Genomic DNA, 14,401 nt, shown 5'->3' on the forward strand with positions numbered 1-14,401 from the left:
ACAATCGAGGAGAGACCTTATGGCTACTCTAGTGCGCGAACAGCAAACCCACGCCACGTGGCGCGATTATCTGGAGCTGACCAAACCCCGGGTGGTGGTGCTGATGCTGATCACCTCCTTGGTCGGCATGTTTCTCGCCACCCGCGCCGGGGTCGCCTGGCAGGTGCTGATTTTCGGCAACCTGGGTATCGGCCTGTGCGCGGGAGCTGCGGCAGCGGTCAACCATGTGGTCGACCGGCGTATCGATTCGATTATGGCGCGCACCCACAAGCGGCCAGTTACGGCCGGGCGTTTATCGCCGACTGCGGCGCTGGGCTTCGCTTTGCTGCTGGCGGTGGCCGGCATGGCCTTGCTGCTGACCTTTACCAACGAACTGGCGGCCTGGCTGACCCTGGCTTCCCTGCTCGGTTACGCGGTGCTCTACACCGGCTTTCTCAAGCGCGCCACGCCGCAGAACATTGTCATCGGCGGGTTGGCCGGTGCAGCGCCACCGCTGCTCGGCTGGGTCGCGGTTACCGGGCATATCAGCGCCGAACCGCTGCTGCTGGTACTGATCATCTTCGCCTGGACGCCGCCGCATTTCTGGGCCCTGGCCATCCACCGCAAGGAGGAATACGCCAAGGCCGATATCCCCATGCTGCCGGTGACGCATGGCGAGCACTACACCAAGGTGCATATCCTGCTCTACACCCTGGTCATGTTTGCCGTGACCCTGCTGCCTTACGCCATTCATATGAGCGGGCTGCTCTATCTCGCCTGTGCGGTGCTGCTGGGTGGGCGCTTCCTGCATTGGGCGGTGGTGCTGTACCGTGACAGCAAACCGCATGCGGCGATCAACACCTTCAAATACAGCATCTGGTATCTTTTCGCGCTGTTTATCGCCCTGCTGGTCGACCACTATCTGCTGTTAAACCTGTAATCGTTGGTGCCATGACCCGAACCCAGATCACCGTTTTTGTTCTCGTTGCTATCGTCGCCCTGGTGCTGGGCCTGACCGTCAACAAGGTGCTGACCAGCAAGGGCCAGGGTGATCCCACCGTGCTGCTGGATGCCGGCATCGTCCTGCTGCCACAGAGCCGTAGTCTGCCAGAGCTGAGCCTGACCAATCAGGACGGGCAGACCGTGGCGGTTGATCAGCTCAAGGATCAGTGGAGCCTGCTGTTCTTCGGTTACACCTTCTGCCCGGACATTTGCCCGGCCACCCTTGCCCAGCTGCGCCAGCTGCAGGGCCAGCTACCGCCGGAAACCCTGGCCAAGCTGCGCATCGTGCTGGTCACAGTGGATCCGCACCGCGACACCCCGGAGCAGTTGAAGAAGTACCTGGATTATTTCGATGCCGGTTTTATCGGCCTGACCGGCGAAGAGGCGATCATCCAGAAGCTGGCCAACGGTGTCAGCATTCCGTTTATTCCGGCCGATACCAGCAAGGAAAACTACACCGTCGATCACAGCGGCAACCTGGTGCTGATCGGCCCCGACGGTAAGCAGCGTGGCTTTATCCGCGCGCCGATCAACAATACCAAGCTGGCCGCGCAGCTGCCCGGCCTGCTTGATCGCCCGTAACCTGCTATTTGGCGAATAGCTGGCTGATGTCCTTGAACGCCTTGAACTCCAGGGCGTTACCGCACGGGTCGAGCAGGAACAACGTGGCCTGCTCGCCAACCTGGCCGGCGAAGCGCACATAGGGCTCGATCACAAATCGCGTGCCCTTGGCCTGCAGCCGCGACGCCAGCGTTTGCCAATCATCCCAGCCTAATACCACACCGAAATGCGGCACCGGCACGTCGTGGCCGTCCACCGGGTTGCTGTGCGCGGCTTCCTGATAGGCCATCTTCGGCGCCTGGTGGATCACCAGTTGGTGGCCGAAGAAGTCGAAATCCACCCAGTGGTCGCTACTACGGCCCTCGGCACAGCCGAACACCTCGCCGTAGAAGTGCCGTGCAGCTGCCAGGTCGTAAACGGGAATTGCCAGGTGAAAGGGTGCGAGCGCCATGCTGGAGTTCCTTGAAAGGGCGGTCTGCTGATTCTCAGCAACAGCGATTCTGATTAAAAGCGAATATCCTTGCTCGCAAGCACAAACAAAATTGATCAGTCGAGGCGTCGATGCTGCGCGAATTGAAAACCTTTGTGGCGGTGGCGCGGCATGGCACCTTCGCGGCGGCGGGTCAGCAGGTTGGCCTGACTCAGTCGGCGGTGAGCGCGCAGATGCGTGTGCTGGAGCAGGGGCTGGGCGTCCGCCTGTTCGAGCGCAGTGGACGTGCGGCGGTGCTCAATGCTGCCGGTCGGCATGCCTTGCCGCTGGCGGAGCAGATGCTCGGGCTCTATGCGCAGATGGCCCTGCCGACCAGCGCGGCTGAGTGGCAGGGTGAGCTCAAGGTCGGCGCGATTGCTACGTTGCAGACCGGCCTGCTGCCCGAGGCCCTGCCGCGATTTCGTGCAGCCGCGCCACGGGTCGAGCTGAAGCTGGTGCCGGGCGTGTCGCTGAACCTGCTGAGCCAGATCGATGCCGGCGAACTGGACCTGGCGCTGTTGATCAAACCGCCGTTTGAGCTGCCCAAGGAGCTGCTGCAGATCAGCTTGGCGCGCGAGCCGTTTGTGCTGATCACCCCGCTCGGCGTAACGGCGGATGATCCGTTGCAGATCCTTGTCGAGCAGCCGTTCGTGCGTTACGACCGACGCTCGTTTGGCGGGCGACGGGTCAACCAGTTCCTCCGCGAGCAGCGTCTGACGGTGCAGGAAGCGCTGGAGCTGGATGAGCTGGAAGCCATCGTACGCATGGTCGAGTGCGGCCTTGGCGTCTCGCTGATTCCGCGTGCTGGTCTGTGGCTGCAGCGGCCAACCCAGTTGCGAGTGATTGAGCTGGGCGCGCTGACCTTTTACCGCGAACTGGTGGCGATATTGCGCCGCGCTCAGCGTCAGCCGGCTCTGGACTGCCTGCTGGACTGTCTGCGCGAGGCCGCTCTAAACGACAAACCCCGCACGGGGCGGGGTTTGGCAGAGGGTGCAGCTAACGCGGCGTCTTAGAACGCCGGAACCACAGCGCCCTGATACTTCTCAGCGATAAAGGCTTTCACTTCGGCGCTGTTCAGTGTCTTGGCCAGCTTCTGCAGGGCGGCGTTGTCCTTGTTGTCGGCACGCGCCACCAGGATGTTGACGTACGGCGAGTCACTGCCTTCGATGGCCAGAGCATCCTTGGTTGGGTTGAGCTTGGCTTCCAGGGCGTAGTTGGTGTTGATCAGCGCCAGGTCGACCTGAGTCAGCACGCGCGGCAGGGTGGCCGCTTCCAGTTCACGCACCTTGATGGCTTTCGGGTTCTCGACGATGTCTTTCGGCGTGGCGAGGATGCCCGCTTCCGGCTTCAGGGTAATCACCCCGGCCTTTTGCAGCAGCAACAGGGCGCGGCCGCCGTTGGTGGCGTCGTTGGGGATAACCACGTTGGCGCCTTGCGGCAGGTCGGCGAGGCTTTTGTGCTTGCTGGAGTAAGCGCCGAAAGGCTCTACGTGAACACCGGCAACGCTGACCAGCTCGGTGCCGCGGCTCTTGTTGAACTCATCCAGGTACGGCTGGTGCTGGAAGAAATTGGCATCCAGGCGCTTCTCGGCGACTTGTACGTTTGGCTGCACGTAGTCGGTGAACACTTTGATGTTCAGTTCAACGCCTTCTTTGGCCAGGGCAGGCTTAACGAATTCGAGGATTTCCGCGTGCGGTACGGCGGTGGCGGCGACGCTCAGGCTTTCGGCCTGGGCAGAGAACGCGGCCAGGGCAGCGACTGCGGCGATCAGTTTTTTCATGACTAACTCCTTGTGGGATCGGGGTTGGCGACGGGTAGTCGCCGGCTGTTTATTTGCGGGAAAAATGCACCACCAGCTTGTCGCCGACGGTTTGTAGAATCTGGACCAGCACCAGCAGCAGGATTACCGTCACCGCCATCACGTCCGGCTGATAACGCTGATAGCCATAGCGCACGGCGAGGTCGCCCAGGCCGCCGCCGCCAATCAGGCCGCTCATGGCGGTGTAGGACACCAGGGTAATTGCCGTCACCGTGATGGCGGCGATGATGCCGGGCAGCGCTTCGGGCAGCAGCGCATTGACCACGATCTGCCGGGTGGTGGCGCCCATGGCCTGGGTCGCTTCAATAATCCCGCGATCCACTTCACGCAGTGCGGTTTCCACCAGGCGCGCGAAGAACGGCGTGGCCCCGACTACCAGCGGTGGGATGGCCCCGGCGACGCCCAGCGAGGTGCCGGTGACGATCACCGTGAAGGGGATCATCACGATCAGCAGGATCACGAACGGCACCGAGCGCAGAATGTTCACCAGCAGCGAAAGGAAGCCGTAGAAGGCTTTCTGTTCGAAAATCTGCCGCGGGCTGGTGAGAAACAGCAGCACGCCCAGCGGCAGGCCGAGCAGCACGGTAAACAGCATGGAGCCGCCGAGCATGCTCAGGGTGTCCAGGCTGGCGTAGCCGATTTCCGCCCAATCAACGTTGGGTAGCAGACGAGTCAGTAGGGCTTCCATTAGCGCAGCACCTCCAGATGAACGTCGGCGGCTTCGAAACGCGCCAGCGCGGCGTCGAGATCTCCGCCGGTCAGGGCCAGGGTCAGCTGGCCGTAGGGGGTGTCCTTGATGCGGTCGATACGCCCCGCGAGGATGCTGTAATCCACTCCGGTTTCGCGGGCCACGGTGCCAAGCAGCGGCGCGTAGGTTGCCTCGCCCTGGAAGGTCAGGCGCAGGATGCGCCCGGTGACATGGGCGAAATCGTCATGCTGTTCGTTCTCGTCGATCTGCTCGGCTTCCTGCACAAAGCGCTTGGTGGTGGCGTGTTGCGGGTGCAGAAACACCTCGGCCACCGGGCCGGATTCGACAATCACGCCGGCATCCATGACAGCAACGCGGTCACACACGCGGCGGATCACGTCCATCTCGTGGGTGATCAGTACGATGGTCAGGTTCAGCTCGCGGTTGATCTCGGCCAGCAGCTGCAACACCGAGGCGGTGGTCTGCGGGTCGAGGGCGCTGGTGGCCTCGTCGCACAGCAGAATCTTCGGCTCGGTGGCCAGGGCGCGGGCAATGCCGACGCGCTGTTTCTGTCCGCCGGAGAGCTGCGCCGGGTACTTGTTGGCGTGATCCTGCAGACCGACGCGGGCCAGCAACTCCGTCACGCGGGCATTGATCGCACTGCGCGGCAGCTCGCCGGCCAGTTTCAGCGGCAGAGCGACGTTATCGGCAACGGTCTTCGATGAGAGCAGATTGAAGTGCTGGAAGATCATTCCGACCTGCTGGCGAAAGCGCCGCAGACCTGTGGCATCGAGCGCGGTGACGTCTTCGCCGTCGATCTCGATACGCCCGCCGGAAGGCTGCTCCAGACGGTTGATCAGACGCAGCAGGGTGCTTTTGCCAGCGCCGGAATGGCCGATGATGCCGAACACTTCGCCCCGGGCAATCTGCAGATCGCTCGGTTGCAACGCGGGGATGTCCTGACCACTGACGCGATACGCCTTGTGGACCTGGTGAAAATTGATCACGGAATAAACCTTTTGGGTTTTTCGGGCTGCCGGGTAGGCCGAAACGGCGGCTAGTCTACCCGGCGCTGTTTAGGTCGCAAAAATCTTTGTAGACCTATGGTTATAGCTAAATTGCATTAGATGGCTGACTGCTCTGGGCAGTGTAGCCAGCGCCAATGCAAACGACCGGGCAAGCCCGGTCGTGATCGCAGCGCAACCTGGTTAACGCTGCGGGCTAAGCACCAGCTGCGGCACTTGAGCGGGCTTGATTACCTGGCTCATGCGCGGGCTGAAACTCGGGTCCAGGCGCTTGATCCGTGCATTGAGCAGGGAGGCGACCCAGGGGAAATCCTTGGCCTGGCGCACTTCGATGCGCACCGCGCAGTTGAACGCGACCATATCTGCCGCCACACCGTCGAGCAGGCTGCGCAGGCGCTCGTTGTCCTGGTTATCCAGCATCGGCATGCCAATCACGCTGCTGGCGGCAGCAGGGTTGATCAGCCTCGCCTGCGGCTTGGCTGGTGCGGGCTCTTCGGCTGGCGGGGTATTCGGCAGCTGAGTGGCCTGAATCGCGGCGGCCTGCCGTTCGGCCGCCAGACGCAACTGGCGCGCTTGCTCCAGACGGGCGGCTTCGGCCTGGGCAGCCGCTTGCTCGGCGGCACGGCGACGTTGTTCGGTAGCGGCCAGTTCGGCTTCACGGGCCTTGGCGATGGCGCCATCCAGGCCGGTGGTCAGTGCCGGTGCCTGCGGCATCAGGCTGCGAGCGCGGCTCAGGGCTTTGGTGGCGTTATCCAGATCACCGCTTTGCAGGGCTTTCTGGCCCTGTTGCAGATGAGCTTCGGCGAGCTGGCGCTGGTATTGCTCCAGGCGGGTATCGCCGGCGGCGCGTTGCTGCAGGCTGCCGAGCTGGCTTTCGGCGCTGCTCAGGTCGCCACTGGCCAGGCTCTGGTCGAGCTGGCGAAAAGCGCTGACCAGGTCATCCACCGGCAGGTTGGCCGGTTGCTGCGGCGCACTTTGGCAGCCGGCCAGCAGCAGAACCAGGCTCAGGGCAAAACCACGGAAAACGAACGATTTCATGACTGCGCGTCTCGAATTGTGCAAAAAACGCGCAAGTTTACACTGCGCCGCCTGACACAACCAATTTTTCAGGCGGTGCGTCTGGGAAGGGCAAAACTCAGTAGAAACAATGCTGCGGCGCTGACCACGATGGACGGCCCGGCCGGCGTGTCCTGAAACCAGGACAGGCTCAGCCCACCGCATACCGCGACGATGCCCAGTAGGCTGGCGCCGAACGCCATCTGTTCCGGGGTGCGCGCATGACGCTGGGCGGCAGCGGCCGGAATGATCAGCAGGGAGGTGATCAGCAGCACGCCGACGATCTTCATCGCCACGGCGATCACCACCGCGATCAACAGCATCAGGCTCAGACGAATTGCCGCCACCGGCAGGCCTTCGACCTTGGCCAGCTCTTCATGCACGGTAATCGCCAGCAACGGCCGCCACAGTAGGGCCAGCAGCACCAGCACCAGGGCGCTGCCGCCGATGATCCAGGCCAAATCGGTTGGGCCGACGGCCAGCAAGTCGCCGAACAAATAGCCCATCAGGTCGATGCGCACATCCTGCATAAAGCTCAGCACCACCAGGCCCAGCGACAAGGTGCTGTGGGCGAGGATCCCGAGCAGGGTGTCGGAGGCCAGCGGCTGGCGGCTTTGCAGGGTCACCAGCAATACCGCCAGGAGCACGCAGCCGACGGTCACCGCCAGGGTCGGGCTGACATCCAGCATCAGGCCCAGGGCCACGCCGAGCAACGCGGCATGCGACAGGGTGTCGCCGAAATAAGCCATGCGCCGCCACACCACAAAGGAACCCAGCGGGCCGGCGACTAACGCCAGGGCGAGGCCTGCGAGCAGGGCGTTGAGCAGAAAATCAGCCATGCTTGCAGCCATCTCCGTGGATATGCGGTTTTACCGGGCCTTTGATGCTCAGGCCCGTAGGTGTTTCAGTGACCACCGCGCCATGCAAATCATGCTCATGGTCATGGTGGTGGGTGTAGACGGCCAGGCTCTTGGCGTCCTCGCCGAACAGCTCGACAAAGGCCGGATCGAAGCTGACCTGCTCCGGGTGCCCAGAACAGCAGACGTGACGGTTGAGGCAGACCACCTGATCGGTGGTGCTCATCACCAGATGCAGGTCATGCGAGACCATCAGCACGCCGCAGCCATGACGGTCACGCAGCTGGGTGATCAGGCGGTACAACTCGGCCTGGCCGGCCACGTCGACGCCCTGTACCGGCTCATCCAGCACCAGTAGTTCCGGCTTGCGCAGCAGGGCGCGGGCCAGCAGCACGCGCTGCAGTTCGCCGCCGGAGATGCTTTGCAGCGGGCTGTCGATGACCTGTTCCGCGCCCACTTCGGCCAACGCATCCTGCACATCCGCGCGGCTGACGCCCGGCACCAGGCGTAGAAAGCGCAGCACCGAGAGCGGCAGGGTGGCATCCACATGCAGCTTCTGCGGCATATAGCCGACGCGCAGTTTGGGCTTGCGCCAGACGCTGCCGCTGTCCGGCTTGAGCAGGCCGAGTACAGCGCGCACCAGCGTGGTTTTACCGGCGCCGTTGGGGCCGATCAGTGTGACGATTTCCCCCGGCTTTACGCTGAGCTGTACATCCTGCAGCACATTCTGCCCGGCGAAGGTCACGCCCACTCCGGTGAGGCGGATCAGGGTGTCGCTCATGTCGGCTCCTGGCAGCCTGCGCAGAGTCCGACAACTTCCACCGTCTGGCTTTCCACGGCAAAGCCGACCCCGGCCGCGCTGCTGATAATGGCGTCGCTGATCGTGGCCTGCTCCAGCTCGATGGCCGCATTGCAGCTTCGGCAAATCAGGAACTGGCCTTGATGAGCGTGTTCCGGGTGGCTGCAGCCGACAAAGGCGTTAAGCGAGGCGATGCGGTGCACCAGGCCGTTTTCCAAGAGGAAATCCAGGGCGCGGTACACCGTGGGCGGGGCGGCGCGGCGGCCGTCTTCGTCGCTCAGTACGCCGAGAATGTCATAGGCCCCCAGCGGCTTGTGGCTGGCCCAGACCAGTTCCAGCACGCGTTTGCGCAGGGCTGTCAGGCGCAGGCCCTGACGCACGCAGATGGCTTCAGCCTCGGCCAGGGCATGGCTGACGCAGTGGGAGTGGTCGTGTGGGCGTGAGGCCAACGGAGCTTGAGTCATGGGCAACGACGAATAAGGTGAGAGACGTTATTATATTACCCGTTCCTTTCCGCTTGAGTGCTCCCCGTGTTGCGTCTTTTTCCAGCTTTTGCCCTGTTGTTTATCACTTTTCCCCTGAGTTTCGCGGTTCACGCCGATGTGCACGTGCTGACCAGCATCAAGCCGCTGCAGCTGATTGCCGCTGCTGTGCAGGATGGCGTTGGCCAGCCCGATGTACTGCTGCCGCCGGGCGCTTCACCGCACCACTATGCGCTGCGCCCCTCCGATGTGCGCCGGGTGCGCGATGCCGATCTGCTGTACTGGATCGGCCCGGATCTGGAAAGCTTTCTGCCGCGTGTGCTGGCCGGGCGTGATAAGCCGAGTGTGGCGGTGCAGGATGTTCCGGGTATGTCCTTGCGTCATTTTGGCGACAGCCATGCGCAACACGCCGAGCATCAGGATGATCACGCAGATCACGCAGATCACGCAGATCACGCAGATCACGCAGATCACGCAGATCATGCCGACGCCGACCAGCATGACCACGCCCACCGCCCCGGCAGCCTGGATGCGCACCTCTGGTTGCTGCCGGCCAATGCCCGGGTGATTGCCGGCAAGATCGCCACCGACCTGGCGCAAGCCGATCCGGCCAATGCCGCGCGTTATCAGGCCAATGCCAAGGCATTCGGCGCGCGTCTGGATGCGCTGGATCAGCGCCTGAAAACCCGCCTGAATGGCCTGGCGGGCAAGCCCTACTTCGTTTTCCACGAAGCCTATGACTACTTCGAGGCCGCCTATGGCCTCAAGCATGCCGGCGTGTTCAGCGTACTGGGTGAAGTACAGCCGGGCGCCCGGCATGTGGCCGCCATGCGCGAGCGCTTGCAGCAGGCTGGGCCGAGTTGTGTGTTCAGTGAGCCGCCATTCCGCCCACGTCTGGCGCAAACCCTGACCGCCGGCCTGCCGGTCACTCTGGCTGAGTTGGACGCCATGGGCGGCGCTTTACCAGTGGATGCTGGCGGCTACGAAGCCCTGCTGGAAAACATGGCGGGCGAATTGGCAGGGTGTCTCGAAGCGCTGTAGTCAGCGCTCGGGGCTAAGAATCTGCCTACGATCTCGCGAGCTAGAGCCATGCAAGGCAAAAACAGGCGAGGAGGCGGAGTGTACGAGCTGTACATGAGCATTACTCGTTTCACTCGCCCTTCGGATCGCGCTGAAGCGCGTTAGCCGCAAGCGGCTTGCCGAGCCTGTTTTTAACGCAGCAGGGCCGACGCGCAGCAGATAGTAGACAGGTTCTAGAAAGCGAACGGCAGCGCTAGATCCACCTGCTGACGCTGTGCCAGGCGACGCTGGAATTCTGCCGGGTCGTGGATCAGCACTTCCTGGCCGGCGAAGGATTCGGCGGCGATCAGGCGTGACAGCCAGAAGCGCACACAGGCGATACGCAGCATGGCCGGCCACAGTTCGGCTTCGGCCGCAGTAAATGCCCGCAAGCCGGCGTAGGCACCGAGCAGTGCCTGCGCGCGCTTGCTGTCCAGGCTGCCGTCATCCCGCGAGCACCAGTCGTTCAGGGCAATCGCCAGGTCATAGAGCATCGGGCCCGAGCAGGCGTTGTAGAAGTCGATCACCCCGGCCAGGTGGTTACCATCGAATAGCACGTTGTCGCGGAACAGGTCGGCATGCAGGTTGGCCAGCGGCAGCGCAAGAATGCGCGGCTTGAGCGTGTGGATCTCCGCCAGTGCATCGCGCAGCAGTGGCAAGTGTTCATCAGGCAACGTCAGGGCCAGGCTTGGGCCTTCGGCGAGCATCCAGTCCAGTCCCCGATCACTCTTGCGCGGCAGTGGCTGATTGCGCGTGGCCAGGTGGATGCGCGCCAGCAGTGCACCGACTTCCTGGCAGTGATGCGGGTTGGCCTCATGTACATGCTTGCCGGCCAGGCGCGGCTGCAGCAGCGCCGGCTTTTCTGCCAGGCTGCGCAGCGCCTCGCCGCTGGTCGTGCGCAGGGCGTAAGGAACGGGCAGGCCAGCGTCGTGCAATACGTCGAGCAATTCGATAAAGAACGGCAGGTCGGCGCTTGGGCCGCGCTCGATCAGGGTCAGAACGAATTCGCCCTGCTCCAGGCTGACGAAGAAATTGCTGTTCTCGCTACCCGCAGCAATGCCCTGGAAGTCGCGCAAGCGACCCAGACCATAGGGGGCGAGAAACACCTCGAGCTCGTGGCGCTCAAGCGGGGTAAACACCGACATTGCAGAACTGCCTTCTTACCAGCTGAAAATTTCCCAGGCCGGAATCAACATATCCGGGCTGTCCGAGCGGACGAAGTTGCCATCGCTGCCATCGGCGCGTACCAGGAAGTACGGCTTGCCGCCTTTAGGGATGACCTTGACCGCGTAGAGAAAACCGTTGACCCGGTATTCATGGATGGTGCGGTCGCCGTCCTGGCGAATGGTTACATCCGGGTTGGCCGAAACCGGATCCTCGGCATGGGCGACCAGGGTGGTGAATGCCAGCAGGCTGGCGAGCAACAGGCGATTGAGTGCGCGCATGATAACCTTGTCCCTTTGATTCCAATGGTGCGGCCATTCTACCGCTGCCCCCGCCGAAAAGGTTGATCCTGCTCATGAGCCAAGCTCCTCTCGTTCTGGTTGACGGTTCGTCTTACCTTTACCGTGCCTTTCACGCCCTGCCGCCGCTGACCACCTCCAAGGGCTTGCCCACCGGTGCGGTGAAGGGCGTGCTGAACATGCTCAAGAGCCTGCGCAAGCAGTACCCGAAAAGCCCGTTTGCCGTGGTGTTTGACGCCAAGGGCGGGACCTTCCGCGATGAAATGTTCGCCGAGTACAAGGCCAATCGCCCGTCCATGCCCGATGAGCTGCGTGTGCAGGTCGAGCCGCTGCATGCCAGCGTCAGGGCCATGGGCTACCCGCTGTTGTGTGTCGAGGGCGTCGAGGCCGATGATGTGATCGGCACCCTGGCCCGCCAGTGCGCGGCCGAGGGCCGTGACGTGGTGATCTCCACCGGCGACAAGGACATGGCTCAGCTGGTTTGTCCGCACGTTACGCTGGTCAACACCATGACCGGTAGCGTCTATGACATCGATGGCGTGAAAGCGAAATTCGGTGTCGGTCCTGAGCTGATCATCGATTACCTGGCGCTGATGGGTGACAAGGTCGACAACATTCCCGGCGTGCCGGGCGTCGGCGAAAAGACCGCGCTGGGCTTGCTGGTCGGTGTCGGCGGCGGTCTGGATGTGCTCTACGCCAATCTCGACAAGGTGTCGGAATTGCCGATTCGTGGGGCCAAGACCCTGCCGGCCAAACTCGCCGAGCACAAGGACATGGCCTACCTGTCCTACGCCCTGGCGACCATCAAACTGGATGTGCCGCTGAATATCGCCATCGACTCGCTGCACCCCGGCGAGATGGATGTACCTGCACTGGTCGAGTTGTACGCCGAGCTGGAATTCAAAACCTGGCGTGATGAACTGCTGCGCAGCAATCCGGCCCCGGCGGTCCAGGCCCCGGTCGCAGCGCCGGCCGATGACCTGTTTGCTCTTGCGCCCAGCGCCAGTGCCGCTGCTGTCCTTACGCCGGCCAATTCGGCCGCTGATGCTCCGACTGTCGAGGCCGAGGTTGCCGAGTTGCCCGCAGCGGCTGCGTTGGGCGATTACCAGTGCATTCTCGAGCAGGCGCAGTTCGACGTCTGGCTAGAGAAATTGCGCAATGCTGAGTTGATTGCCTTTGACACCGAAACCACTGGCCTGGATGCACAAAAGGCTCAGTTGGTTGGCCTGTCGTTTGCGGTCAAGGCCGGCGAAGCGGCGTATATCCCGGTGGCTCACAGCTATATGGGCGTGCCGACCCAGCTGGATCGCGATGAGGTGCTCAAGGCGCTGAAGCCGATTCTCGAAGACCCGAGCAAAGCCAAGGTCGGTCAGCACGCCAAGTACGACATCAATATTCTTGCCAATGCCTCGACGCCGATCCACGTGCAGGGCGTGGCCTTCGACACCATGCTCGAATCCTATGTGCTGGATTCCACCGCAACCCGTCACGATATGGACAGCCTGGCGCTTAAGTACCTGGATCACAGCAATATCCGTTTCGAGGACATCGCTGGCAAAGGCGCCAAGCAGCTGACCTTCGACCAGATTGACCTGGCCCAGGCCGCGCCCTATGCCGCCGAAGATGCCGATGTGACCCTGCGTCTGCACCAGCACCTGTGGAGCAAACTGTCGGCCGAGCCGAGCCTGGCCAAGGTGCTGCAGGAAATCGAAATGCCACTGGTGCCGGTGCTGGCGCGTATCGAACGCCAGGGGGCGTTGGTGGATGCCAACCTGCTCGGCCTGCAAAGCAACGAATTGGGCGAAAAGCTGGTGGCCCTGGAGCGTCAGGCCTTCGACATTGCCGGTGAAGAGTTCAACCTGGCGTCACCCAAGCAGCTCGGTGTGATTCTTTACGAGAAACTCGGTCTGCCGGTCATTAGCAAAACCGCTAAGGGCCAGGCGTCGACTGCCGAAGCGGTGCTCGCCGAACTGGCCGAACAGGACTTCGAGCTGCCCAAGGTGCTGATGCAGTACCGCTCCCTGAGCAAACTGAAAAGCACCTACACCGACCGCCTGCCAGAGCAGATCAACCCGCGCACCGGGCGCATCCACACCAGTTATCACCAGGCGGTGGCGGCGACCGGACGCTTGTCGTCCACCGACCCGAACCTGCAGAACATCCCGATCCGCACCGCCGAGGGCCGGCGTATTCGCCAGGCGTTTGTCGCGCCCAAGGGCTACAAGCTGCTGGCGGCGGACTATTCGCAAATCGAGCTACGCATCATGGCCCATCTGGCCAAGGATGAGAGCCTGCTGGATGCCTTCCGCCATGGCCGCGATGTGCACAAAGCCACCGCTGCCGAAGTGTTCGGCGTGCCGTTGGAGGAGGTCACCAGTGATCAGCGCCGCAGCGCCAAGGCGATCAACTTCGGTCTGATCTACGGCATGAGCGCGTTCGGCCTGGCTAAGCAGATTGGCTGCGACCGCAAGCAGGCGCAGGCCTATATCGATGTGTATTTTGCCCGTTACCCCGGCGTGCTGGCCTATATGGAGCGCACCCGCGAGCAGGCTTCCGAGCAGGGTTTTGTCGAAACCTTGTTCGGCCGTCGCCTGTACCTGCCGGATATCCACGCGAAGAACCAGGCGCTGCGCAAAGGCGCCGAGCGCACCGCGATCAACGCGCCGATGCAGGGCACGGCGGCGGACATCATCAAGCGCGCCATGGTCACCGTGGACAACTGGCTGAGCGAATCCGGCCTGGATGCCAAAGTCATCCTGCAGGTGCACGACGAACTGGTGCTGGAAGTGCGTGAGGATCTGGTCGAGCAGGTCAGCGAGCAGATCAAGCCGCTGATGGGCAATGCCGCCGCGCTGGATGTGCCGTTGCTGGTGGAAGTGGGTGTGGGCGATAACTGGGATGAAGCCCATTGATTCGCGCGCCGCAATTTGGCTGCAGCGCCCGCATGGCGGGCGCTAAAGGCGTATGAGTATCAATACGGACGCGCTTATAACTAATTAATTACGCCACGATCCTGAACTTTGCCTCGGCCTGCCCACTCAGAGCTTATGAATGGCCTAGACAACCATTCGATGCTCCTTTGTTGTGTTAAGTGTTGGCAGATTCTGGACCCCGCCCTAGCGGTTCAGATGTTGAACCCCGA

At 62.6% G+C, this 14,401-nt stretch carries 15 protein-coding genes; 5 read left to right on the plus strand and 10 right to left on the minus strand.

Annotated elements, in window-relative coordinates; all coding sequences use genetic code 11:
• Positions 1–19: 19 nt before the first annotated feature.
• Positions 20–919 (plus strand): heme o synthase, encoded by a 900-nt coding sequence (cyoE, locus tag RHP75_RS00515; protein ID WP_311089997.1) that lies wholly within the window; start codon positions 20–22, stop codon positions 917–919.
• An 11-nt stretch (positions 920–930) separates the two neighbouring features.
• Entirely contained in the window at positions 931–1,563 is a 633-nt protein-coding gene (locus RHP75_RS00520; RefSeq protein WP_311089998.1) for an SCO family protein, read from the plus strand.
• Between the two features lie 4 nt (positions 1,564–1,567).
• On the opposite strand, the gene RHP75_RS00525 is transcribed toward RHP75_RS00520, so the two are convergent.
• A complete protein-coding gene (locus RHP75_RS00525; RefSeq protein ID WP_311089999.1) occupies positions 1,568–1,993 on the minus strand; it encodes a VOC family protein in 426 nt (141 codons plus the stop codon).
• Between the two features lie 110 nt (positions 1,994–2,103).
• Here RHP75_RS00525 and RHP75_RS00530 point away from each other — a divergent pair, with 110 nt between their 5' ends.
• Positions 2,104–3,024, plus strand: coding sequence for a LysR substrate-binding domain-containing protein (locus RHP75_RS00530; protein WP_311090000.1), 921 nt, complete (start codon positions 2,104–2,106; stop codon positions 3,022–3,024).
• On the opposite strand, the gene RHP75_RS00535 is transcribed toward RHP75_RS00530, so the two are convergent.
• The 7 genes from RHP75_RS00535 to RHP75_RS00565 all read right to left on the minus strand — a co-directional run bounded on the left by RHP75_RS00535 (position 3,021) and on the right by RHP75_RS00565 (position 8,719).
• Positions 3,021–3,791 carry a MetQ/NlpA family ABC transporter substrate-binding protein gene (locus RHP75_RS00535; RefSeq protein ID WP_311090001.1) on the minus strand — a complete coding sequence of 257 codons (771 nt, stop codon included), beginning with the start codon at positions 3,789–3,791 and terminating at the stop codon, positions 3,021–3,023. The genes RHP75_RS00530 and RHP75_RS00535 overlap by 4 nt on opposite strands.
• Positions 3,792–3,840: 49 nt before the next feature.
• Positions 3,841–4,518, minus strand: coding sequence for a methionine ABC transporter permease (locus tag RHP75_RS00540; RefSeq protein ID WP_311090002.1), 678 nt, complete (start codon positions 4,516–4,518; stop codon positions 3,841–3,843).
• A complete protein-coding gene (locus tag RHP75_RS00545; protein ID WP_311090003.1) occupies positions 4,518–5,525 on the minus strand; it encodes a methionine ABC transporter ATP-binding protein in 1,008 nt (335 codons plus the stop codon). The genes RHP75_RS00540 and RHP75_RS00545 overlap by 1 nt, the downstream gene beginning before the upstream one ends.
• A 201-nt stretch (positions 5,526–5,726) precedes the next feature.
• On the minus strand, positions 5,727–6,581 hold the full coding sequence (locus RHP75_RS00550) for a PA5502 family lipoprotein (RefSeq protein ID WP_311090004.1): 855 nt from the start codon (positions 6,579–6,581) through the stop codon (positions 5,727–5,729).
• 68 nt (positions 6,582–6,649) lie between these two features.
• Positions 6,650–7,438, minus strand: a complete 789-nt coding sequence (gene znuB, locus RHP75_RS00555) for a zinc ABC transporter permease subunit ZnuB (protein ID WP_090378972.1) — start codon at positions 7,436–7,438, stop codon at positions 6,650–6,652.
• On the minus strand, positions 7,431–8,237 hold the full coding sequence (znuC, locus tag RHP75_RS00560; RefSeq protein WP_311090005.1) for a zinc ABC transporter ATP-binding protein ZnuC: 807 nt from the start codon (positions 8,235–8,237) through the stop codon (positions 7,431–7,433). Before znuC ends, znuB begins: the two co-directional genes overlap by 8 nt.
• Positions 8,234–8,719, minus strand: coding sequence for a Fur family transcriptional regulator (locus RHP75_RS00565; protein ID WP_311090006.1), 486 nt, complete (start codon positions 8,717–8,719; stop codon positions 8,234–8,236). Before RHP75_RS00565 ends, znuC begins: the two co-directional genes overlap by 4 nt.
• 66 nt (positions 8,720–8,785) lie before the next feature.
• Here RHP75_RS00565 and znuA point away from each other — a divergent pair, with 66 nt between their 5' ends.
• Positions 8,786–9,778: a zinc ABC transporter substrate-binding protein ZnuA gene (gene znuA / locus RHP75_RS00570; RefSeq protein ID WP_311090007.1), complete on the plus strand. Its 993-nt coding sequence runs from the start codon at positions 8,786–8,788 to the stop codon at positions 9,776–9,778.
• Positions 9,779–9,990: 212 nt separating this feature from the next.
• On the opposite strand, the gene RHP75_RS00575 is transcribed toward znuA, so the two are convergent.
• Positions 9,991–10,941, minus strand: a complete 951-nt coding sequence (locus RHP75_RS00575; RefSeq protein WP_311090008.1) for a homoserine kinase — start codon at positions 10,939–10,941, stop codon at positions 9,991–9,993.
• A 15-nt stretch (positions 10,942–10,956) separates the two neighbouring features.
• Positions 10,957–11,241, minus strand: coding sequence for a DUF2782 domain-containing protein (locus RHP75_RS00580; protein WP_311090009.1), 285 nt, complete (start codon positions 11,239–11,241; stop codon positions 10,957–10,959).
• Between the two features lie 74 nt (positions 11,242–11,315).
• Between RHP75_RS00580 and polA the strand changes: the two genes are divergently transcribed.
• Entirely contained in the window at positions 11,316–14,171 is a 2,856-nt protein-coding gene (gene polA, locus RHP75_RS00585) for a DNA polymerase I (RefSeq protein ID WP_311090010.1), read from the plus strand.
• The last annotated feature ends 230 nt before the right edge of the window (positions 14,172–14,401 follow it).

Source organism: Pseudomonas sp. SG20056 (assembly GCF_031764535.1).
GTDB lineage: Bacteria > Pseudomonadota > Gammaproteobacteria > Pseudomonadales > Pseudomonadaceae > Aquipseudomonas.

Excerpts from the sequence above, each read along its gene's own strand:
- RHP75_RS00550 (WP_311090004.1), bottom strand. The coding sequence starts at position 6,581 with ATGAAATCGTTCGTTTTCCGTGGTTTTGCCCTGAGCCTGGTTCTGCTG.
- RHP75_RS00525 (WP_311089999.1), bottom strand. The coding sequence starts at position 1,993 with ATGGCGCTCGCACCCTTTCACCTGGCAATTCCCGTTTACGACCTGGCA.
- RHP75_RS00540 (WP_311090002.1), bottom strand. The coding sequence starts at position 4,518 with ATGGAAGCCCTACTGACTCGTCTGCTACCCAACGTTGATTGGGCGGAA.
- RHP75_RS00535 (WP_311090001.1), bottom strand. The coding sequence starts at position 3,791 with ATGAAAAAACTGATCGCCGCAGTCGCTGCCCTGGCCGCGTTCTCTGCC.
- RHP75_RS00575 (WP_311090008.1), bottom strand. The coding sequence starts at position 10,941 with ATGTCGGTGTTTACCCCGCTTGAGCGCCACGAGCTCGAGGTGTTTCTC.
- RHP75_RS00565 (WP_311090006.1), bottom strand. The coding sequence starts at position 8,719 with ATGACTCAAGCTCCGTTGGCCTCACGCCCACACGACCACTCCCACTGC.
- RHP75_RS00530 (WP_311090000.1), top strand. The coding sequence starts at position 2,104 with ATGCTGCGCGAATTGAAAACCTTTGTGGCGGTGGCGCGGCATGGCACC.
- cyoE (WP_311089997.1), top strand. The coding sequence starts at position 20 with ATGGCTACTCTAGTGCGCGAACAGCAAACCCACGCCACGTGGCGCGAT.
- RHP75_RS00580 (WP_311090009.1), bottom strand. The coding sequence starts at position 11,241 with ATGCGCGCACTCAATCGCCTGTTGCTCGCCAGCCTGCTGGCATTCACC.
- znuC (WP_311090005.1), bottom strand. The coding sequence starts at position 8,237 with ATGAGCGACACCCTGATCCGCCTCACCGGAGTGGGCGTGACCTTCGCC.
- znuB (WP_090378972.1), bottom strand. The coding sequence starts at position 7,438 with ATGGCTGATTTTCTGCTCAACGCCCTGCTCGCAGGCCTCGCCCTGGCG.
- RHP75_RS00520 (WP_311089998.1), top strand. The coding sequence starts at position 931 with ATGACCCGAACCCAGATCACCGTTTTTGTTCTCGTTGCTATCGTCGCC.
- polA (WP_311090010.1), top strand. The coding sequence starts at position 11,316 with ATGAGCCAAGCTCCTCTCGTTCTGGTTGACGGTTCGTCTTACCTTTAC.